This window comes from Actinoplanes sp. NBRC 101535, assembly GCF_030269225.1.
GTDB classification, from domain to species: Bacteria; Actinomycetota; Actinomycetes; order Mycobacteriales; family Micromonosporaceae; genus Actinoplanes; species Actinoplanes rectilineatus.
Window position 1 is genome coordinate 323447 of record NZ_BSSY01000004.1, and the last position, 19961, is coordinate 343407.

A 19961-nucleotide genomic window follows, 5' to 3' on the forward strand; every position below is an offset into this window, starting at 1 on the left:
GGCTACCCCTGTCGCTACGCAGGTGGCAGACGTTTCTGGGGGAACGGTCCGCCACACCCGCCTACGATCGGGCGACGATGGCCGACCTACGGGTGCGATTTCAGCAGACGCGGGTCGGTGACGCTCTGATCCACACCCATCAAGGCTTTTCTCCGGTACGGGCGGGAAAGCCGGCCGGCGTCGAAGGGGCGGTGTCGCTGATCCTGGTGCGGCGCGGGTCGGCGACCCTGGAGGCGCCGCGTGACACGCACGCCATCGGCGCCGGGAGTTTTCTGATCCGGCGGCTCGACCGGCCGGTCGCGTTCACCAACGGGCCCGGCACGGCGGGTATGTCACTCACCCTGCCGGGTGCCGCACTCGGGTCGCTGCTCGGCGACCGGATCGTACGCGGCGAGTCCGGCTCGGCCGAGATGCGGCTGCTGATCGCGTACGCCGACCTGCTGCGCCGCACCGGGCCGGAACTAGCCGCCGGGATGCGGTCGGCCCGCGACGCCCTGGTCGAACTCACCGTGGGTGTGCTGCGGAGTGCGGCCGGCAGTGAGAATACGCTGACTGCCCCGGCACTGGCCGACGCCGCGCGGCGCCTCGCCGACGACCGGCTCGCCGACCGCGATCTCGGGCCGGCCACGCTGGCCGCGGACCTGCACGTGTCCACGCGGACGCTACACCGGGCGTTCGCCGCCGAGGGTGAGCCGGTGATGGCGTACATCCGGCGACAGCGGCTCGTCCGCGCCGGCCAGGACCTCGCCGACCCGGACGGAAGGCTGACCGTCGCCGAGATCGCCGCGCGCTGGCAGTTCAGCGACAGTGGACACCTGAGCAGGGCCTTCAAACAGCGATACGGGTGTACGCCGACCGACTACGCCCGCCGGGGTCCCACAGGACGTCCGGCCCCGGGGCTGTCACCGATGTCCTGACGGAATGGCGCGCATATTCAAGCTGTATCGAAAACAGTTTGCTATCCATTTTTCGCTGATTGGCAGGGTGCTTTTCCGGGCATTGTCGGTGGCGTAGCTGAATCCCCTGGCGATTGGTGGAGTGCTTTATGCGTACTCGAAAGATTGCTCTTCTCGGTGTCATGACCGCCGGTGTGCTGCTTTCCCAGCAGGCTTGCGGGAATGCCACGGCCGCCGAACCTGCGGCTGCCCCCGCGGCCTCGAAGGCGGCGGTCCCCTCGCCCTCGGAGGCCGCGGACACGACGACTTCCCCGGCGGCGGAGAAAACCGGCGGCGAGGTTCCGGACTGCGAGACCGGTGCCCTGGCGGCGACGATCACGCTGCAACCGGACGGCGACGGTGACACCCGGATGGGGCTGGTCACGCTGACCAACGAGTCCGGTACCGAGTGCGGGATCGATGGCTGGGCGACGGTCTCCCTGACGAACCCGGCGAACGAGGTCGTGGACGTGCCGGCCGAGAACGTCGACCAGCCCGGCGCCTCCGTGGCGGCTGTCCTGAAGTCGGGGAACAGCGCCTACCAGGGCATCAAGTGGACGATCTGCGAGAAGGGTGACGCCGGCTGCGGCGCAGGTAACGGTCTGAGCGTGAGTCTCGGAGGCGGTACCGGCAAGCCGGCCGAACTGGAGGGCTTCCCCGCGCCGGAGAAGAACGGCATCACCATGGCGTCGCTGAAGATCGGCACGATCCAGCCGAGCCGGCAGGGTGTCGTCGCCTGGTGAGCACGCTCCTCCGGGAGCGTGGGGTCGGAATGAAGACGGTGTCAGCGGGGCGGGATGACCAGTTGCTGGGTGGCGTCGCTGTTCGGGTGGTCGGCCGGGGCATCCCAGAACGGGTCGTCGATGTCGGCGGAGACCTGGGCTCGGGCGGCCAGGGCCTGACGGTGGTCCCGGCGCCGGGCCAGGACCGTCCGGAGCCGGCGGGCCGGGCTCTGCAGCAGCAGTGCCATCAGGGTCAGCGCACCTAGGATCGCGCCGGCCCGGAGGAGTACCCGGCCGGTGATGTTCAGGGCGCTCTCGGTGGCGACCGGGTCGGCGTTCGCCCCGACGCCTTCGGGTAGCGGGGTGTTGATCGCGGCGACCGGATCGATCAGGCCGTCCGTGGCGGTGGCCCGCAGTTGCCGGGTCACCTCGACGGCTGGTAGAGCCGGATGCGCCGAGCGGAGCAGGGCGGCCGCGCCGGCGACGAACGCGGCTGCCCGGCCTGGACCGCTTCCCGTTCCGCCGATGCTCGTCACGGCGACGCCCGGCCCGGAAACGTCCACGCCGACTGCCGGCACGTCCACCGGGCCGCCGGCCTGTCCGCCGCCGGGTTCCCCGCCGCCGGACGGATCAGCGGCGGGCCGGCGGGTCTCGTCGACGGCCGTGGTGCGCAGCAGGCCCTCGGTGGGTTCGGCGCCGGCCGTCGCGGGCAGCACGACCACCACGTCGCGAGTGATCGCCTCGCGGATCGCGGCGCGGACCTCGGGGCCGGTCGCGTCGACACCGTCGGCGACCAGGATGACCTGGGCTCCGGTGCCCGCCGCGACCGTGATCGCCGACGCGGCCAGGGTGGTGGACGGTGTGCCGCTGCCGATGCGGACCGGCACGATACGGGCTTTCGGCGCCAGCCCGAACTGTTCTCCCCCGGCGCCGTCGTCACCGGCGACGATCCCGGCCAGGGCTGTTCCAGTGCCCGCACAGGTGGTGTCGCCGCGGCCGGTGCCCGCGGCCAGGTCTGCACCGGGGGTGACCCTCCCCGCCAGGGCGGCGGCGGTGCCGTCCACCCCGGAACCGACCACCGCCACGTCGACGCCCGTGCCGTCGGCGGTGGCCCAGACCCGCTGCGGTGCCAGCATTTCCTGCCCCCAAGCCCCGTCGGCCGTGCTGTCATCGTGGTCGCAGGCGGGGGCGGCGGCCCTCACCGCCGGCAACGGCCCGTATTGCAGCTCGGTGCCGACGGCGTCGAACGGCAGCACGAGCCGCCATCCCTCGGTCAGCCGGCTCGCGTCGCTCAGGGTGCCGCCGTCGGGCTGGGGCCGGCCGGCGTTGAGGTCGAGGATCTCTCCGGCCCGGCCGGCGTCGCCGAGGAACCGGGCGGCGATCTCCCACAGGTTCTCCGGCGCTCCCCCGTGGCTCGCCGTGACGGTGTAGTAGTACTGGTTCGCCGCGGCGGCGGGTGCCCCGAGCCCGGCGGACACGGCGGCGCCCAGCATGACGGCCAGTACTGCCCGGGTCGTCGTGCGCACGGTCACCACTCCGATTTCTGGACGAGGGCCCATTCGTGGTCGCCGCCGGCATTGCAGGCGGCCAGTTGCAGCGGCGCGTCGAGGCCTTGGGTGGCCGTGCCGGCACCGGGGACGTCCAGGCACAGGTCGGAGACGATGTTGCGCAGCCAGTAGTACTCGAAGCCACCGGTCACGGTGGTCGGTTCGAGGCGGAAGGTCTGGTTGTCGCCGCCGGTGCAGGTGGCGGTGGTGAGCCGGGCGCCGGCCGACGCCGCACCCGTGCCGGGCGGGTCCATGCACAGGTTGTCGGTGGTGTTACGCAGTCGGTAGTGCTGGTAGCCCGCAGCGTCCTTTCCGGCCGGTACGAACACCCACTCCTGGTTCTCCTTGATGGTCTTGCCGCAGGTGAACTGCTGAACCGGGGTACCGGCCGGGTTGGTGCCGAAGCTCTTCAGGTCCGCGCAGAGTCCGCTGGCCAGGTTGAGCAGGAAGTAGGGGCCGTAGCTGCCGTCGGCGCCCCGGTCGGCGGCCTTGACCACCGGCTGGTTACGGCCGGTCTGCACAGGTGACGGCGACAGCGACGGAACCGGTGCTGCTGACGGCGGCTGCCCGGCGAGAGGCGTCTCGGACGCCGGTACGGAGGCGGCCACCGGTGGTGGCGCCCCACCCAGCCGCGTGTCGGTGGCGTACGTGGTCTCGGCCTCGGTGACCAACTCGGCCAGCGGGGACACCGCCCGGGCGTCGCCGCGGGTGAATGCGGCCAGTGCCGGGCCGTACTGTCCGCCGGACTCCCGCACCAGCTTGCACATGGTGCGGGCCAGTGCGGGAATGGCCGCCGACGGCTGCCACGGCGTCTGCTTCTTCTTCGCCTTCGCGTAGCCGGTCCACATCACCGGGCGGAACTGGGCGATGCCCTGTTCGCCGGTCGGGCCGAGCAGGTCGGGGTCGAAGCCGGACATGGCCATCAGCTGTGCGGCGATCCGGGCCGGTGGCATCTCGTCGCACCGTTCACCGGCAGCGGCGATCAGGGTCACGTACTGATCGGGTACCGGCGGGACCACGCCCGCGCCCACGGCCACCGGGGTGGGCGCGGCGCCGCCGAAGGCGGGTTGCAGCGCGTACCAGGTGGCGTACCGTTCGACGGTGCCGACGTAGTCCGCGGCGTCGACGGGGATGCCGCCGACCGCGACCACCTGGTCCATGCCACGGCGGTGCGCGGCAAGGGCGATCCGCCACGGATCCTCGTCCAGTCCCAGCGCCCGGGCCTGCCCGGTCAGCCGGCACACGGTGACCGCGAGGGCGGTGACGGCGGCCGCCCGGTCGGTGGGGTCGGCGTCCGCCGACGGTGCCGCGGCGCGCCACTGTTCGGCGGTGAGCGCGGCGACGCCCGTGGCGCCGCCGTCGCGCATCTCCGGGACAGGTTCGGCACCGAACCCGGACGCGACCATGACCTGTCCGGCGAGCCGGGCAGGGGTCAGTGCCGGGCAGGAGGCGGCAGCGCGTACCAGAATGCGCATGTCCCCGGCGCTGACCTGGCTGCCCGCCAGCGGCTCGGTGGCGGCGGCCGCCTGCCGGGCGGCGAAGCCACCGGCCCCGAGCAGCCCGGCCAGGCCGAACACCAGGCCCAGCACTACCGGCCGGCGCAACCTCGGCATCCGGACCATCAGAGGGTTCTCACTTTCTCCGGACTCTCAGGATTCGCTGGGATGGTCACCGGGGTCGCCCCACTGCAGGGTGGCGACGACGGCGTCGAACATCAGGACGACCGCCTGCACCGCGTCGGCCTCGACGTCGCCGTCCGTCAGCACGGTGTAGGTCAGCACACCCCACACGCCGGGATGGCCGGGCGCGCAGACGTAGTAGTTGACCCGGATCGATGGCGCCTTTCGTTTGATCGTGTCGCTGGCGATGACCGTCTGGACCCGGGCGGCCGGGCAGCCACCGATGTCGAGGATCTCCCCACCGGGGCCGGCGTCGGCGACGATCGCGGCCAGTAATGCCCGCGGGTCCTGCGGTTCGTCGTCCTCGACGATCGACAGGACCAGGGTGCCGGGCAGGCGCATGCCGTACATCTCCTGGACGGGCACCACCACCGATCGGGCGCCCTGCTGTTCGGCCTGGCCGGCCGCCTCGGTGAGCTGCCGGTGCAGCATCCGCCGCCACGGTCCGGCCTTGTCCCGTGGCAGGTCGTCGGGCAGGACGGTACGGACGACGCCGGTGATGACACGTTCGCGGAGCCGGCTCGTGTCGGGGGTGGTAGGGATGCGTACCCATCCGGTGGGGGTGATCAGGTTGAAGTCGATCACGGCTGGTCCTCCGCGGGCAGCGGCAACCGAACCGGCCCGGCGGCGAGCGAGGCGTCGATCATGGTCATCGCCGTGGTCAACCCGGCTCCGATCACCGGCATCTGGTCCAGGGCGGTGACCTTCGTACTGATCAGGACGTCGGCGCCGAAGGACTCCAGGCGCAGGGCCGCCTCGACCCGGGCGTGCAGGCCTTCATCGGCGTTGTCGACCAGTGCGAACACCTGAACGCCGTCGCCGTGGTCGGTACTGACGTACTCGATCACCGGTTCCCGGACGTCGTCCGGGCGGCCCTCCGCGCCGACGGTGGCCATCAGGTAGGCGGAATCGCCGGGCAGCGGCACCCGGAACTCGACCAGCAGCAGTACCGGCAGCCAGCGGGCCTCACCGTTGAGGAAGCCCGCGCCCCAGAGCAGCCGGGCGTGCCCGGGCAGCGTGGCGGCGCGTTCCAGCAGCGCCCGCGTCACCTGGTCACCCATCGAGCCGACGGCGAACGGGAAATCCCCGGCGGTCCAGGCCTCGCGGGCCGCAGCCACCTTGGCACCGACCCACTCGTCGAGCCGGGCGGTGACCGCCGCGATCCAGGCCGCCCGGTCTGCCGGGCCGCTGTCCGGGTCCGGCACCCAGTCCCACCACCAGGTGGTCGCGACAGCATCGGCCGGGGCCGTCATTCCCAGCCCGCAACGGCCGGGTCCTCGGCGACCATCAGGCCGCCGATCACCATGCCGCCGATGAAGTTGAAGGATTGGTTGGTGACGTTCCATCCGGCCCAGAGGAACTGGCCGGTGGTGCCGCTGACGGTGAAGCCGAGCAGGTTGAACTTGTCCAGCATGCCGAGGTGGCCGAGGGTGTTGCCCCCGGAGTAGGACGCCCACCAGGTGAAAAAGGTCGCCTTGGGCCCGCCCGTGAACAGGTTGCTGAAGTTGGTGAAGAAGCCCGGCTTGGTGACGATGTTGCCGCCGGCGCCCGCACCGAGGAACTTGGGTCCGCCCATCAGGAACACGTTCGCGCCCTGCAGGCCACCGCCGGGCAGGCCCTTCGGCATCAACTTCCCGATGATCCCGGCGAACTTGCCGGCCAGCGTGCCGAGACCTGCGAAGACCAGGCCGAGCGCGCCCAGGACCAGGCTGGCGACGCTGCCATCGCCACCGTGGTAGAGCACCGAGTCGCTGACCAGGGTGACGATTCCGGCCATCAGGCCCGCGATGGCCAGCCAGCCGGCGCCGGGAATGAAGAAGGCGAGGATGGTCAGGGCCAGCGCGATCCAGCCGAAGATCTTGCTGAGCAGGGCGAACAGACGCATGAGAGTCCAGTGGACCTTGTCGGTGAGCCCGTCGTCGTACCGCTTGAAGTCCACCGCCGCGCCGAAGGCCTCACCGGCCCGGTCCAACGCGTCCAGGGCCGTCGTCAGTTTGGTCTGCGCGGCGGTGATGTCGGCGTTCGCCGCCTCCAGTGCCCGCTTCTTGGCATCGGCCTTGTCCTGCTCCTCCGGCGGGATCGTGCCGTCCGGGCCGGGCTGGGCGTCCGGCATCGCGTTCGCCTTGGTCAGGTTGCTCTGCCCGTCGGCCTCCGCGGTCTCGGCCTTGCCGACCTCGTCGATCGCGTGGGCGAGCTCGGGTTCGTACTTGTCGATCTCGCTGCTGACGTCGTGGTACCGGCGTGACGCCGCGGTGAGCTTGCCCAGGATCTCCTCGGCGTCACCGCGCAGCGGCTCGACGTACTGCCCCTGCAGGGTCTCCGACCCGGCGTCGACGATCCTCTGGAGCTTCGTCACGGCGTCGTCGATGGTGACCGCGATGTGCTGATAACGCTGCTGCGCGTCGGCGATCCGGCCGAGGTCGGCCTTGCGCAGGGTGTCGAGGCGGCCGTCGCTCACTGGGACTCCATGCTGTTCGCCAGGTCGGTCTCCGCCTCGGCCCAGGCCTTGTCGACCTCGGCGACCTTGTCGGCGTATCCGCCCATGTCCTCTTCCAGGTTGTAGCGGTTGTGGGTCCAGTTGTCGGCGAAGACGCTCATCGACTGATTCGCGTTCGCCTGACCCCACTCGTCGCGGAACTCCTCCTCCAGACCCAGCGCACCCTGGAACTGGGCGACCAGGGCCTTGAGCGTGCTGGACAGGTCGGCCAGGTCCTTGACCACCAGGTCGGCCATCGCGCTCACCACTTCCTCTCGCCGGGCGATCCGCCCGGATCCGCGTGCAGCAGGGGAATCTGGACCGCCTGCAGGTCACCGCTGCCCAGGTGGACCCGGGCGGCGCCGGGCACCACCCGATCGGCGATCGCGGACCGGGGCAGGCGCACCCCGACCAGATCGCCGGCGCTCATCGTGGGCGGCGACAGCAGCGCGCCCCGCCGGTTCTTCTTGACCTCGATCTGCCAGCCGGAGAAACCCATCGCCACCGAGGCGACATCCCCGGCCAGCACGACCGCACGCCGGTTGCCCGCGGCCCCACGGATCAGCCGCCGCAGGTAGTCGCGGGCCGCGATGTCGCGCCACACCTCGGCGTCGTCGATCAGCAGCGCGACCGGCCCCTCCCCGGGATCGACCAGCGCGGCGAACTCCGCCTCGGCCGGTGCGTCACCGGTGAGGATCCCGCGCACACCGGTACGCCCGGCCAGCTCCCGCAACGGTGACCGCATCGGGGCGCCGATCACCAGCTCGGTGCCGCCGCGCAGCAGCGACTCCGCCATCACCCCGAGCGCGGTACTGCGCCCGGACTGCGCGGGCCCGGCGATCAGGAAGGTCGGCGGCCCGCCGCCCAGATCGACGCCGACCGGCTCCAGTTCGTCGCCGCCGACACCGAGCAGTGCCCACAGCGTCACCGGCCGCTCGACCTGCTCCCAGACCTGCTCGAAGTCCATCTTGCTGGGCATCAACGCGATCCGGGCGGGCCTCCTCGTCTTGGGCACCCCGGCCTCCCGCCCGGTCAACGCCGTGGCCAGCTCGTGCATGGCGGCGACCTGGGCCGGGCCGGCCGGATCGCCGGTGATCAGGGCGACCTGCGTCTCGACACCGCTGGGCGCCCGATAGGCACGCCCCGGCGCCATGCTCTCCGGGATCTTGCGCGGATTCAAACCCGCGAGCGCCGCATCGGTACGGTCGGAGAGCCGCAACACCAGCTTCTCCTCGCACAGCGAGCTGATCCGGCCACTGAGCAGGGCGTGGTCGCCGGCGATCACGACGTGGACCCCGGCGCTGGCGCCCTCCCGCAGCAGGGTGTGGATCAGGTCGGTCAGCGCGCCGCCGTCGTGTTCGCTGAGCGAACCCATGAAGCCTTCCCACCGGTCGACCAGCAGCAGGATGTGCGGCAGCCGCTCGGCGGTCGGCACCGTGCCGCGTTGCTCGGTGACGTCGGCGAACCCGCCCTCGCCGAGCAGCTGCTGGCGGCGCTGCACCTCGGCGTGCAGCCGGTTCAGCAACCGGCTCGCCCGGTCCACCTCGGAACGTTGGGCGACCGCCCCGCAGTGCGGGAAACGGGTCAGCGGCAACAGGGCTCCGTTGCCGCAGTCCAGGCCGTACAGGTGCAGGTCGGCGACGCTCGCCGCACTGGCCGCGGCCGCCGCTATGGTCCGCAGCGCCTGCGACCGCCCGGACCGGGGCGCACCCGCGATGTGCAGGTGCCCGAAGGTGGACAGGTCGATGGTCAACGGCAACTGCTGTTGGGTACGCGGCAGATCCTGCACACCCCACACGAACGACGGTTCGCCCCGGGAGTCCCGGGCTGGTTCCCGGTTCAGATCGAGCACGTGCACCGCCGACAGCGGGGGCAGCCAGGGCCGCCGCTGCGCCGGGACACCGAGCATGTCGTTGGTGGTACGGATCGCGGCGACCAGTACCGACAGATCGGTCGCCTCGTCCACCTCGACCTTGCCCCGTGGCCGTTGCGGCGCCGGACGGCCCAGATCGAGCCAGCTCACCTGACGCAGGAACGGCGCCGCCACCGTGACGGTGGCCCGTTCCTGCGGCCGGCGCCCGCCGACCCGGCCGGTCTGGAACGGGATCAGCGAACTGTGGCCCAGCCGCGCGTACCCCCGGCCCGGGTTCGCCGCCGAGATGCTCGCCGCCTCCCGGGCGTCGATGACATCGGTGCTCTCGGCCGGGTCGGTGACCCGCAACGCGATCCGCAGGTTGGTGTTGGCCCGGATCTCGGCGGAGACCACCCCGGAGGGCCGCTGAGTGGCCAGAATCAGGTGGATGCCCAGCGACCGCCCCCGCTGGGCGATGTTGACCAGGCCGGTGACGAAGTCGGGAAGCTCACGGGCCATCGAGGCGAACTCGTCGATGACGATCAGAAGCCGCGGGATCGTCTCGGGCACCGGCCGCCGAGTGGCGTAGTCGACGTAGTCCTCGAGATCCTTGGCACCGACCGCGGCCAGCACGTGCTCGCGGTGGGTCAGCTCCGCGGCCAGCGAGGTGAGCGCCCGCTCGACGAGATGCGTGTCGAGGTCGGTCACCATGCCGACGGTGTGCGGCAGGTCGACACAGTCCTTGAAAGCCGCGCCGCCCTTGTAGTCGACCAGCACGAAGTTCATCGCGTCCGGACGGTTGGCGACGGCCAGAGAGGCGACCACCGTCTGCAGGAACTCCGACTTGCCGGAGCCGGTGGTGCCGGCCACCAGGCCGTGCGGCCCGTGCTGCACCAGGTCGAGGGCGAACGGGCCGTCCAGGCTGTACCCGATCGGGGCGCGGGTGCCGCGCGGTGAGGCCGCCCACCGTGCACTGAGCGCGGCCGGTGTCGGGTCTTGCAGGCCGAGCACCTCGAGCAGCCGGGCCGACGGCGGCAACGCGGCCTCGCCCTGGGTGTCGCTGACGTCGCGGACCGGGGCGAGCCGGCGGGCCACGGTGGTGTACCAGTCGTCGACCACCTCGTCGACCCGGACGTCGTCGACCTGGGCGGTGCGCTGCCGGCGCAGGGTGGTCCGCAGCCCGTCACCGCCGGCGAGCACCGTGGAGCACTCCTCGGGCAGGGTCCGCTCGTCGGCGTCGACGCAGATGAAGTAGACACCGACAGACGGGCCGGCAAGCAGGATGGACACCACCCCGGGCAGGGCCCGCAGCCGCCGGGCGCCGTCGAGCACCACCACCACGTCCGGGTCGCTGCTGACGTGGTGCCGGCCGGCGTCGAGGCGGGCCTGGCGGCGGCCGTCTATCAGCTCGATCAGCTCGGCGACGCGGCGGGCGATCGTCTCGGCGTCGGTACCCAGCAGGGTGAGAGTCTGCTGGCCGAGCCCGGGCCGGGTGTGCGGCAGCCAGACCGCCCACTCCCACAGCGGCCCGCCCGACGGGTCGGTCAGGATGTAAAGCTGCAGGTCACGGGGGCTCTGCATGACCGCCAGCTGACCGGCCAACCACCGGGCCAGCCGGCGCGGCCAGTCGTCGCGGCCGGCCACCCCCACCACACCGGACTCCACCAGCGAGAGGGTGACCGGCACGTCCTGCAGCCACCGCGGCTCGGCCGGGCGGTCGTCACCGGCCCGATCGACCTTGATCGCACTGGGCAGATCCGCGGTCCCGGCACGGACCACCAGATGGTCCGGGTCCGTGCGTCGGCGTTCCCAGAGGCGGGCGTACGGACCGGTCGCCATGATCTGCATCTCGGCCGGGTCCGGGGTAGCCACCCGCCGGTCGTGGCGCTCCAGGACCAGGGTCTCCTCGATGTCCGCCTCGATCGCGGCCACCCGGCGGTGGTGCTCGTCGAGCTGACTGCGGTGACTGCGCCCGCCCTGGCGACGGTTGTTGTACCAGTTGCCCAGCACCATCAGCGGCGACATGGCCGCGAACATCAGGTAGACCGGGTTGCCCAGCACCGTGGCCATCACCGCACCGAACACCGCCGGCAGCGCCGCCGCCAGCCACGGCAGGGCGTTCGGATTCGGGGGCTTCGGCGCCGCCGGGATCTTGAACTTGTCCCGGCGTACCGGCGGCAGCAGCCGCGGCGGACGGTTGTAATCCAGGTACTCGCTCTCCTCCGACGGCGCGATGTCCGCGTCGGGGCAGAGAACCGGGTGTGCTTCCAGGACCGTACCGCCGACCGCCAGCTGGGCGGTCTCACGCCAGGCGGTCTCACCCGCGGCCAACGCGGCCCGGTCGAGCAGCAGACCGACGGCGTCCGGGCGGACGAAACACTGCGCGCCGAAGGTGACCCGGACGGTCCCGGCCACCGGCGCCACATCACCGGAGAGGCGCACGGCACAGACGCCGGACGACCCGATCCGGTGTTCGCCCGGGCCCAGCGACCAGATCCGGCCGGCGTCGGCGCCGGCCACCGCACGGACGGTGACCAGCCCGCCGACAGCGAACGGCGCCGGGCCCGGCCCGCCGAACCAGAGCACCGAGCCGTCCCGCAGACCGCTGGCGGACAGCGGCGCATCGAGGTTCAGCGGCCGGTCGCCGAGGTGGACCGGACCGGCGGGCAGAGCGGCGCCGTGCACGGGGTCGAGGTTGTCCAGCAGGTTCTTGACGATGTCCCGCACCGGGGTGACCGGTTCGGCGTCCACGACCACGTCGGCCGACCACGCGGGCGGGGACGCCAGGGTGATCAGCATGCGCACGGTGCTTCCCCGTTTACTGGTTGAGCGAGCCGGCGAGCTGCGTGTCCATGTCCTGCATGGCCGCCACGGCCTGGTCGAGCCACTCGGAGAGCAGAGTCAGGTTCTCCATCAGCTCGTTGGCCGCGCCGACGAACTCGGTGTGGACCTCACCGAAACGGCCGGACGCCTGGTCGGTGACGAACCCGGAGGCGGTCAGGTCGTCGACGATCGACTTGCACTCGGTGAGCCGGGCGTCGACCTCGTTCTTGTTGTTCCGCATCCGGGTCGCGCTGTCCGACATCTCCTGGTAGGTGATGTTCAGATTCGCCATGGGGGTCGTCCCTTCGGGGGTTTGCGAGCCGCACCGTACGCCGACCACCTCGATCGGCAACGCCGTACAAATTAGGAACCATGAGCGTGGATAGTCCAGATCGGACGTAGTCCGCCTGGGCCCAGGGGCCCACGCCCGTCGTTGACACCCGAGACCACGGCACCCACGATTTCGGACAGCCCGGACGGCGGGCGACAGCGGTGAAGGAGCCGACGATGAACGGGCGGGGACCAGCCGCGCAGGACAGCCATGAGCCCCGGGCGTACGAGCGGGCCGGCGCCTGGACCGTCGACCGGGCGGTCCGGGCGCTGGCGACCGGCTGCCGTCAGCAGGGCCGGCCGGCACCCGGCATCGGCACTGTCGAGCTGGGCCCGGCGACGATCACGCTGAGGCTGACCGGACCCGACCTCGCGCCCCCGCCGGGCTGGTTCGCCGAACCGCCAGGCCGCATTTGGAGCACCGAACTGAACCGGCTGGACCGGGCCCCGGTGGACGACCGGCTGCCCCATCCCTGCCCGGCGCTGGTCTCCCTCGGTACGGTCGGCGACGCGCGGCTGCTGCTCAACCTCGCCGCGGCCCCCGGCGTGATCGGTCTGGAGGGCGATCTCGGGCTGGCCGGCAGCCTGATCCGGTCGTGGGCACGGCGGCTCACCGCCGCACCGTGGTCAGGTGGGCTGCGGGTGGTCCGGGTGGGTTTCGAGCCCGATCCCGGCTTCACCGGCTTGGACGTCGGCCGGCTCGCCGAGGCGGGACCGCTGCTGACCGGTATGGACGCCGGTGTCCTGCTGTTCGCGGTTCCACCCCAGCGACGCGACCGCTACCAGGTCGACCTGCTGCTGGCAGAGCGGGTACGCCGCTGGTCGGTGGTGACCGCCGGACCCGCCGACCCGGTCTGGCGCTTCGTCGTCGGGATGGACGGGTCGGTGGACACCGGGCTACTGGCGCAGCCGGTACGCCTGCGCGCCGCCTGACCGTCATCGCGGGCGTCACCGCACGTACCGGTCCGTCTGGAGCGAATGTGAAGGACCCGGACACCACCGGTGGCGACACTGACCGCCATGTCGAGTGAGTCCGTCGTACCGGACCGGGGTGCTGGGTGGCTGCGCATCGCCGTATCCAGCCCGGAGATCCTGGCCCACATCCGGCACGAGTTCGCCGTCAAGGGCCTGAACGTGCGCATCGACGGCCTCCCCACCGTCGAGGTGCTGATCACCCCTGTCACCGGCACCCCGGTGGCCGGGACCGCGATCGCCGCCGCGATCAAGGGGATGGCCGGTCCACACGCCCGCCGCCGGGGTCCGGCCACGGCCCGCTACCGGCTGAACGTGCTGCCCAAGGCCCGGACCGCAGCGGCGCAGGACACCGCGCCCCGGGCCTCGGCCACCGACGCCACCGCGGTGTTGTCCCCGCGTGAGGCGCAGGTGCTGGAGTCGATCGGTCGTGGGCTGGACAATACCGCCATCGCCACCCACCTGCGGATCCAGCGGAAGACCGTGAAGAACCACGTGAACCGGATCTTCGCCAAGCTCGGCGCCCGCAACCGGGTCGAGGCCGTCCTGATCTGGCAACAGGGCCGCACCTGACCGCGGCTCAGGTCTCGCAGCCGGCCAGGAACAACCGCACCTCGTTGGCCTCACCGACGTCGAGGTCCTCGAACCGGGCCAGCGCCCGGCGGGCCAGCACCGACGCGGAAACCGGCTCCCCCACCGCCAACCGGGCCAGTCCGAACAGGGCGCGAGCCTCGTGGAAACGGTCGCCGGCCCCCTGACTGATCCGGGCGGCCTCCCGGTACGACCGCTCGGCCTCCCCGGCCTGGCCCAGACCGGAATGGGCCAGGGCCAGCCCGAGGTGCAACCGGGTCACCAGCATCGGGCTACCGGCCCGCCGGGCGTACGCCATCCCGGTGCCGCCGTGGCGCAGTGCCTCCGCCCATCGCCCGGTGTCGGCGTGCAGCTGGCAGAGCAGGGCGAGTGCCCGAGCCTGAGACTGGTCGTCCCCGCCGGCCCGCGCCAGCTCCCCCGCCTCGGTGGCCCGGACCAAGGCGTCGTCGTACCGGCCGGCCCGGCGCAGCGTGCCGCCCATCAGCAGGAGCACGGTGATCCGGTTGCGCCGGTCGCCCGGCTCGGTCAGCAGGTCCAGCGCCGCCTGCATCTGCGGGATCGCGACACCGGACTGGCCCAGCCGGCAGTACGCGGTGGCCCGGAACCCGAGCAGGACGGCCCGAGCGGCCCGGTCCCCGTCGGCCTCGGCCGCACGCAGCGCCACACGCAGCAGGTCCAGCCACTCCAGCGGGCGGCCCACCGCGATGAACTGCCCGGTCATCAGCCCGGCCAGCCGCCACGCGGCGGCATGCAGGGCGGCCTGCTCGGCGGCGGTGATCAGCGCGGTCAGATTGCGCCACTCGGCGGCACACCAGTCGCGGAGATCGCGTTCGTCTCCGCGCGTCAGCATGGCCCGGTACCAGTCCAAGACCCGCGACAGTGCCGCCCGCCGCTCCGGCTCCGGCAGTTCGGCGGCCAGCTCCCCCGCGTACGCCCGGGTCAGCTCGTCGGCGCCGAACCATTGGTCACGCCGCTCCAGCAGGCACAACTCGATCAGTCGGTCCAGCAGCACACCACCCTCCTCCGGCCCGGTGCCGAAGAGCGCGGCGGCGGCACCGGCGGTCAGCGCGGGACCGGGAAAGACACCGAGCAGCCGGAACGCGCGGCCCGCCGCGTCGTCGAGCACCACGACCGTCCCGGCCAGCGACCGGCGGACCGACAGCAGCGGCTCCCCGGCCACCTGCAGCGTGTCCAACCGGCCCGGCCCCTCCGCCACCGCTGCGCCAAGCTCCCCCTCCGGCGCCGAGGACACCCGCTCCACCGCGATCATCAGGGCCATCGGCGAGTAGCCGCACAATACCGAGAGCCGCCGGGCCGCCTCCGGATCGGTGCGCACCCGGTACGCACCCAACGCCACGGTCAGCAACTCCACCGCGTCCCGCTCGGCCAACGGACCCAGCGTGATACGCCGGGCCGCATGGTGCACGGCCAGGCTGGACAGCCGGCCACGGCTGGTCACCACGGTGAAGCAGGAGTCCCCGCCGGGCAGCAGATCCTCGACCTGGGCGGCGCACGCGGCATCGTCGAGCACCAAGAGAAGCCGACGGCCGACAGTCATGCTGCGCCACAACGCGACCCGGCCGGTCCGGGAAGCCGGAATCCGCGGGGCACCCACCGAGGTCAGCAGGTGCCGCAGCGCGGCATCCGGGGTGAGCGCTGCCCGGTCCGGGTCGAAACCCCGCAGGTCGAGATAGAGCTGACCGTCCGGATAGCTGTCCCGCACCAGCTGCGCGGCCCGGACCGCGAGGGCGGTCTTGCCGATCCCGCCGACACCGGCGACCAGCACGGTACGGCACCGCGACGTCACGTCCCCGGCCGCGGCACGCACCACGGCAAGCATCTCGTCGGCCCGCCCGACGAACAGGTCACTGCCCGGTGGCAGTTGCGCCGGGCGCACCGGCCCGCCGACAGTGACGGCCGCGGACGGCGGCGGGTCGCCGACGTCACCACGGTCGTCGGCCAGAATCGCACCGTGCACGGCCTGCAACGCCGGGGACGGGCCGATGCCCAGCTCCGCGACGAGCCGCCGTCGCAACGCGCCGTAGAGGGCCAGCGCATCACCGGTACGGCCCACCCGGTGCAGCACGCTCATCAGCACACCGCACAGCCGCTCGTCCAGCGGATGCCCGGAGACCTCGGCAAGCAGCTGACCTGCCACCTCGGGCAGCCTGTCCTGCGGGGCCAGTTCGGCGTACTCGATCAGCACCTGCAGTCGCAGCCCGGTCAGACGGCTGCGTTCCCGGGCCGCATGCGGGCCCGGCACCCCGGTCAATACCGGGCCGGCCGGCCACTGCTCCAGCGCCTGCTCGTACGCGCCGAGGGCCCGGCTCGCACGCGCCCGGACGGCCAGATCCTCGGCCCGGGTGATGTCGAACAGATCCCGGTGGATCCGCAGGCCGTACCCGTTCCGGTCGGCGATCAGCAGGCCCTTGGCAGGGCCGAGCACACGCCGTAACCCGGACACGTACGTGTGCACACTGCCCGCCGCCGTGCTGGGCGGCGACTCGCCCCAGACCCCGTCGACGATTTCGGCCCGCGACACCATCCCGGCTCCACCGTGGGCGAGCAGCGCGAAGACGGCCCGCTGCTTGGGCGGCCCGAGATCGATCTCAGCACCACAGGCATACGCGCGAAGAGGCCCGAACCCCTCGACCCACAATCCGGGCAGAAGATCCACGCGGCGACGGTAGACGTCACGGGCCCGCGCTGCCTTGAAGATCAGCGACAGGTTCTCTGTCGCCGAAGTTCAACTATGAGATGTCGATATGGACCGATCTGTTCAGCCTCGTGGTGAGCCGGCACGCTGCGGGCACTCCCGGTTGATACGAGCCGCGACACGCGGCGCCTGGTCATGATCGCAGGCCGTGGTGAAGGTGGAAGCCACGTGCTGCGGACTTCTTGGATCTTCGTCAGGCGTTCGGTGACGGAGTCCGGAACGGATGTCAGCCAAGATCCGCCTCCTCTCAGCGGCGCTGATCTCGGTGTTGGTCGGCCCGTGGAAGCCACCGGACACCAGGTCAGCCACGCGTCGGCCGGCCAGAGAACGTCACCGGTAGAACCTGACCCGGTTCGCCGAGACCGTGACGATCGTGCACCGCCGCGACTCCTTCCGGGCCAGCAAGGTCATGCAGAAGCGGGCGCTGGACAACCCGAAGATCAAGGTCGAGTGGAACTCGGTGGTCGAGGAGATCCTCGGCTCCGACGGCAAGGTCGCCGGTGCCCGTCTGAAGTACGTGCAGACCGGTGAGTCCAAGTTCTCGATGTGACCGGCGTCTTCGTGGCGATCGGGCACGACCCGCGCAGCGAGCTGTTCAAGGGCAAGATCGAGCTCGACGACGAGGGCTACGTGAAGGGCGACTCGCCCAGCACCCGGACCCACGTCGCCGGCGTGTTCGCCACCGAGGATGCACCGGTGGCTTGGTGCCCGGCATCGAGGCGACAGACGAACAGTTCACGGCTTCCACGGTGCAAGACGCCGACGGCCCATCAGTCCTTGTCGAACGAGTCGACAGGATCTACGCAGGCCGACGACGGCGGGTGGACGCTGCGGGGGTGAACACTTCAACGGCGATTGCAGCAACCCCGATCGAATCGGCGGCGCTGCTGGACGTGGTCGCCGACCCGGTGCGGTGGCGGCTGCTCACCCATCTGGCCGACGGCCGGACCCGATGCGTCTGCGATCTGCAGCCGGTCGCCGCGGTAGCACCGAACCTGCTGTCGTACCACCTCAAGGCGCTGCGTGAGGCAGGCCTGGTGACCACCCGGCGACGCGGCCGCTGGATCGACTACACCATCGCCGGTGATGCCGCCGTCCGTCTCCAGGCCGCGCTGCCCACCTTTCCCGGGAGGCCGCGATGACCAGCAACTGGGTACCCGCACCGGCCGTCAGCGGCTGGCACCGACCGGCCGCCCAGGGTGCCACCCTGGTGGCCGTGGCCTGCGCATGGCTGGCCGCGTACCAACTGAACCAGCCGTGGTGGGACCTGGTCGTCTACGAATGGCTGGACCTGGACGCCGGATCCCGGCTGGGCTCGGGCGTGCACTTCTTCCTCGACGACAGCGTCAAGATCCTGCTGCTGCTCACCGGCATCATCTTCGTGATCACGATCGCCCGCTCCTACCTCAGCCTGGAACGCACCCGAGCCCTGCTGGGCGGACGCCGCGAAGGAGTCACCAACCTCGCCGCAGCGGGACTCGGTGTCGCCACACCGTTCTGTTCCTGCTCCGCGGTGCCCGCGTTCATCGGCTTCGTCACCGCCGGAGTCCCCCTCGGCGTGACCCTGTCGTTCCTGATCGCCAGCCCGCTCATCAACGAGGTCGCCGTCGTGCTGCTCTACGGCATGTTCGGCGCCCGTATCGCCGTCCTCTACGTGATCTCCGGACTGCTGATCGCCGCGATCTCCGGATACGTCCTCGGCCGGATCAGCCCGGCACGCTGGGTGGAGGAGTTCGTCTACCAGACCACGCTACGCGGCACGCCCGTCGTGCCGGGGCAACAGCTGACCTGGTCGGACCGCGTCACGATGGGCCGCGAGGAGGTCGCCACGATCCTGCGGAAGGTGTGGCCCTACCTGCTCGCCGGAATCGGCCTCGGCGCGGTGATCCACGGCTGGGCACCCGCGGACTTCTTCACCCGCGCCGCCGGGCCGGACAACCCGTTCGGCCCACTGATCGCCGTGGCCATCGGAGTGCCGCTGTACTCCAACGCCGCCGGCATCCTGCCCCTGGTCGAGGTCCTCTACGCCAAAGGCATGGCGATCGGCACCGTCCTGGCATTCATGATGAGCGTCGTCGCGCTCTCGCTACCCGAACTGATCCTGCTGCGCCGCGTCCTCAAACCACCGCTGCTCGCCACCTTCGTCGGCGTGGTCGCCACCGCCATCGTGGTCACCGGCTACCTGTTCAACGCAATCCTCTGAAAGGACCGGCACCATGATCATCAAGATCCTCGGGCCTGGCTGCACCAACTGCCACACCTTGGAGAGAATCACCCGCGACACGCTCGCCGAACTGAACCTGACCGCCGAGGTCACCAGCGTCACCGACTATCCCACCATCGTCGGCTACGGCGTCATGAGCACACCCGCCCTCGTCGTCAACGAGCACGTCGTCCTCGCCGGACACATCCCCACCGCGGCCCAACTACGGGATCTGCTGACCAGCACAGCCGTCTGACCGCCAACACCGACGGGCCCTTCATCCGATCTCGGTACGCCGCAGGCCAATCGGTCGACCGCCGGGACCACCACGGACAACACGAGCCAACCACAGCCAGCTTCCGCACCCCGCCACCAACCACGATCATGGACTCACCGGCCCTACAGGACCGGCCGAACAGATGAAGATCACCGTACGAGCGTTCGTGTCATCCAGGTGTCACAATCATCCGCATAGAAGGCGGCATCGCATCGGCGTTCGACGTCACCGACAAGGCGACCCGTCACCTCGAGAGCTGATCACTCCAGCCATGAACGTCCTGCTCGACCGGACGCCCCAACAGCGAGGCAGACCCAGAGAGAGGACTCAAGAACTACCGAGCACGAACCGGCCACGGAGATCATCCGGAATCCCGGCGTAACCCGTACGCGCGTACGTGCAAAATACGTGTCGCGGCACCGTATGCGCATCAATGTCCAGAAATACAAAAGGCCAGCCATGCTGGCCTTTTGTTACGTCGGGCTGACAGGATTTAAACCTGCAACCCCTTGTTACAAATCGCTGCCGCCCTACCCCGTCGGTCAGTCCTCGGAGACTTGTTCGGCCTGGTGGGGACCGAGGCTGACGCGGTGAACGTTGCTATAGGCGCACGCGGGACAACCGTTCGAGGGCGGCCGGAGATCTGGGAAGGATCCGCAAAGCGCCGAGGTCTTTGGTCCGGGTTGGGTTGACGACCTCGAGCCACTCCCTGCCCTCGAAATCGGTCAGGCATCGCGCCATCGACCTCATGCGGCGCATTGAAAAGCCGGCAAAGTACGGCATGACGATGTTGTCGACGTCTCGGCCATCCAGGTGCAGTTGTGCGGGGTCGAGGCCC

Annotated in this window: 16 protein-coding genes and 1 pseudogene; 8 read left to right on the top strand and 9 right to left on the bottom strand. The window is 71.1% G+C overall.

From position 1 onward, the window contains the following. Positions 1 to 77 precede the first annotated feature (77 nt). Together QSK32_RS13440 and QSK32_RS13445 are read left to right on the top strand one after the other, a co-directional pair. The gene (locus tag QSK32_RS13440; RefSeq protein WP_285472065.1) at positions 78 to 917 is read left to right on the top strand and encodes a helix-turn-helix transcriptional regulator; all 840 of its coding nucleotides are present in this window, start codon (positions 78 to 80) and stop codon (positions 915 to 917) included. Positions 918 to 1045: 128 nt separating this feature from the next. Next, positions 1046 to 1678: a DUF4232 domain-containing protein gene (locus QSK32_RS13445; RefSeq protein ID WP_285472066.1), complete on the top strand. Its 633-nt coding sequence runs from the start codon at positions 1046 to 1048 to the stop codon at positions 1676 to 1678. Between the two features lie 41 nt (positions 1679 to 1719). Here QSK32_RS13445 and QSK32_RS13450 read toward each other — a convergent pair whose 3' ends face one another. From QSK32_RS13450 to QSK32_RS13485, 8 genes are read right to left on the bottom strand one after another with little or no spacing between them, the layout of a single operon-like run. Further along, positions 1720 to 3183, bottom strand: a complete 1464-nt coding sequence (locus tag QSK32_RS13450) for a S8 family serine peptidase (protein WP_285472067.1) — start codon at positions 3181 to 3183, stop codon at positions 1720 to 1722. Positions 3184 to 3185: 2 nt separating this feature from the next. Beyond that, on the bottom strand, positions 3186 to 4817 hold the full coding sequence (locus QSK32_RS13455; protein ID WP_285472068.1) for an RICIN domain-containing protein: 1632 nt from the start codon (positions 4815 to 4817) through the stop codon (positions 3186 to 3188). 36 nt (positions 4818 to 4853) lie between these two features. Next, positions 4854 to 5468: a hypothetical protein gene (locus QSK32_RS13460; protein ID WP_285472069.1), complete on the bottom strand. Its 615-nt coding sequence runs from the start codon at positions 5466 to 5468 to the stop codon at positions 4854 to 4856. Beyond that, positions 5465 to 6136 (bottom strand): hypothetical protein, encoded by a 672-nt coding sequence (locus QSK32_RS13465; RefSeq protein ID WP_285472070.1) that lies wholly within the window; start codon positions 6134 to 6136, stop codon positions 5465 to 5467. Before QSK32_RS13465 ends, QSK32_RS13460 begins: the two co-directional genes overlap by 4 nt. Beyond that, entirely contained in the window at positions 6133 to 7341 is a 1209-nt protein-coding gene (locus QSK32_RS13470; RefSeq protein WP_285472071.1) for an AAA family ATPase, read from the bottom strand. Before QSK32_RS13470 ends, QSK32_RS13465 begins: the two co-directional genes overlap by 4 nt. Then, positions 7338 to 7616 carry a hypothetical protein gene (locus QSK32_RS13475; RefSeq protein ID WP_285472072.1) on the bottom strand — a complete coding sequence of 93 codons (279 nt, stop codon included), beginning with the start codon at positions 7614 to 7616 and terminating at the stop codon, positions 7338 to 7340. Before QSK32_RS13475 ends, QSK32_RS13470 begins: the two co-directional genes overlap by 4 nt. A 5-nt stretch (positions 7617 to 7621) precedes the next feature. Continuing rightward, a complete protein-coding gene (locus QSK32_RS13480; RefSeq protein ID WP_285472252.1) occupies positions 7622 to 12010 on the bottom strand; it encodes an FtsK/SpoIIIE domain-containing protein in 4389 nt (1462 codons plus the stop codon). A 19-nt stretch (positions 12011 to 12029) separates the two neighbouring features. Then, positions 12030 to 12326 (bottom strand): WXG100 family type VII secretion target, encoded by a 297-nt coding sequence (locus QSK32_RS13485; RefSeq protein ID WP_285472073.1) that lies wholly within the window; start codon positions 12324 to 12326, stop codon positions 12030 to 12032. Between the two features lie 215 nt (positions 12327 to 12541). Here QSK32_RS13485 and QSK32_RS13490 point away from each other — a divergent pair, with 215 nt between their 5' ends. Together QSK32_RS13490 and QSK32_RS13495 are read left to right on the top strand one after the other, a co-directional pair. Further along, the gene (locus QSK32_RS13490) at positions 12542 to 13297 is read left to right on the top strand and encodes a hypothetical protein (RefSeq protein ID WP_285472074.1); all 756 of its coding nucleotides are present in this window, start codon (positions 12542 to 12544) and stop codon (positions 13295 to 13297) included. Between the two features lie 87 nt (positions 13298 to 13384). Further along, the gene (locus QSK32_RS13495; protein ID WP_285472075.1) at positions 13385 to 13909 is read left to right on the top strand and encodes a helix-turn-helix transcriptional regulator; all 525 of its coding nucleotides are present in this window, start codon (positions 13385 to 13387) and stop codon (positions 13907 to 13909) included. 7 nt (positions 13910 to 13916) lie between these two features. Here QSK32_RS13495 and QSK32_RS13500 read toward each other — a convergent pair whose 3' ends face one another. Continuing rightward, the gene (locus tag QSK32_RS13500) at positions 13917 to 16604 is read right to left on the bottom strand and encodes an AfsR/SARP family transcriptional regulator (RefSeq protein WP_285472076.1); all 2688 of its coding nucleotides are present in this window, start codon (positions 16602 to 16604) and stop codon (positions 13917 to 13919) included. Between the two features lie 382 nt (positions 16605 to 16986). Here QSK32_RS13500 and QSK32_RS13505 point away from each other — a divergent pair. The 4 genes and pseudogenes from QSK32_RS13505 to QSK32_RS13520 form a co-directional block, all read left to right on the top strand. Continuing rightward, positions 16987 to 17333: pseudogene (locus tag QSK32_RS13505) on the top strand (NAD(P)/FAD-dependent oxidoreductase); the annotation flags it as partial. 146 nt (positions 17334 to 17479) lie between these two features. Continuing rightward, positions 17480 to 17785, top strand: a complete 306-nt coding sequence (locus QSK32_RS13510; protein WP_285472077.1) for an ArsR/SmtB family transcription factor — start codon at positions 17480 to 17482, stop codon at positions 17783 to 17785. Beyond that, positions 17782 to 18846: a permease gene (locus tag QSK32_RS13515; RefSeq protein ID WP_285472078.1), complete on the top strand. Its 1065-nt coding sequence runs from the start codon at positions 17782 to 17784 to the stop codon at positions 18844 to 18846. The genes QSK32_RS13510 and QSK32_RS13515 overlap by 4 nt, the downstream gene beginning before the upstream one ends. A gap of 13 nt (positions 18847 to 18859) precedes the next feature. Continuing rightward, on the top strand, positions 18860 to 19102 hold the full coding sequence (locus tag QSK32_RS13520; RefSeq protein WP_285472079.1) for a thioredoxin family protein: 243 nt from the start codon (positions 18860 to 18862) through the stop codon (positions 19100 to 19102). Positions 19103 to 19961: the final 859 nt, after the last annotated feature.

Excerpts from the sequence above, each read along its gene's own strand:
- QSK32_RS13440 (WP_285472065.1), top strand. The coding sequence starts at position 78 with ATGGCCGACCTACGGGTGCGATTTCAGCAGACGCGGGTCGGTGACGCT.
- QSK32_RS13445 (WP_285472066.1), top strand. The coding sequence starts at position 1,046 with ATGCGTACTCGAAAGATTGCTCTTCTCGGTGTCATGACCGCCGGTGTG.
- QSK32_RS13455 (WP_285472068.1), bottom strand. The coding sequence starts at position 4,817 with ATGCCGAGGTTGCGCCGGCCGGTAGTGCTGGGCCTGGTGTTCGGCCTG.
- QSK32_RS13465 (WP_285472070.1), bottom strand. The coding sequence starts at position 6,136 with ATGACGGCCCCGGCCGATGCTGTCGCGACCACCTGGTGGTGGGACTGG.
- QSK32_RS13475 (WP_285472072.1), bottom strand. The coding sequence starts at position 7,616 with ATGGCCGACCTGGTGGTCAAGGACCTGGCCGACCTGTCCAGCACGCTC.
- QSK32_RS13480 (WP_285472252.1), bottom strand. The coding sequence starts at position 12,010 with ATGCTGATCACCCTGGCGTCCCCGCCCGCGTGGTCGGCCGACGTGGTC.
- QSK32_RS13485 (WP_285472073.1), bottom strand. The coding sequence starts at position 12,326 with ATGGCGAATCTGAACATCACCTACCAGGAGATGTCGGACAGCGCGACC.
- QSK32_RS13490 (WP_285472074.1), top strand. The coding sequence starts at position 12,542 with ATGAACGGGCGGGGACCAGCCGCGCAGGACAGCCATGAGCCCCGGGCG.
- QSK32_RS13495 (WP_285472075.1), top strand. The coding sequence starts at position 13,385 with ATGTCGAGTGAGTCCGTCGTACCGGACCGGGGTGCTGGGTGGCTGCGC.
- QSK32_RS13515 (WP_285472078.1), top strand. The coding sequence starts at position 17,782 with ATGACCAGCAACTGGGTACCCGCACCGGCCGTCAGCGGCTGGCACCGA.
- QSK32_RS13520 (WP_285472079.1), top strand. The coding sequence starts at position 18,860 with ATGATCATCAAGATCCTCGGGCCTGGCTGCACCAACTGCCACACCTTG.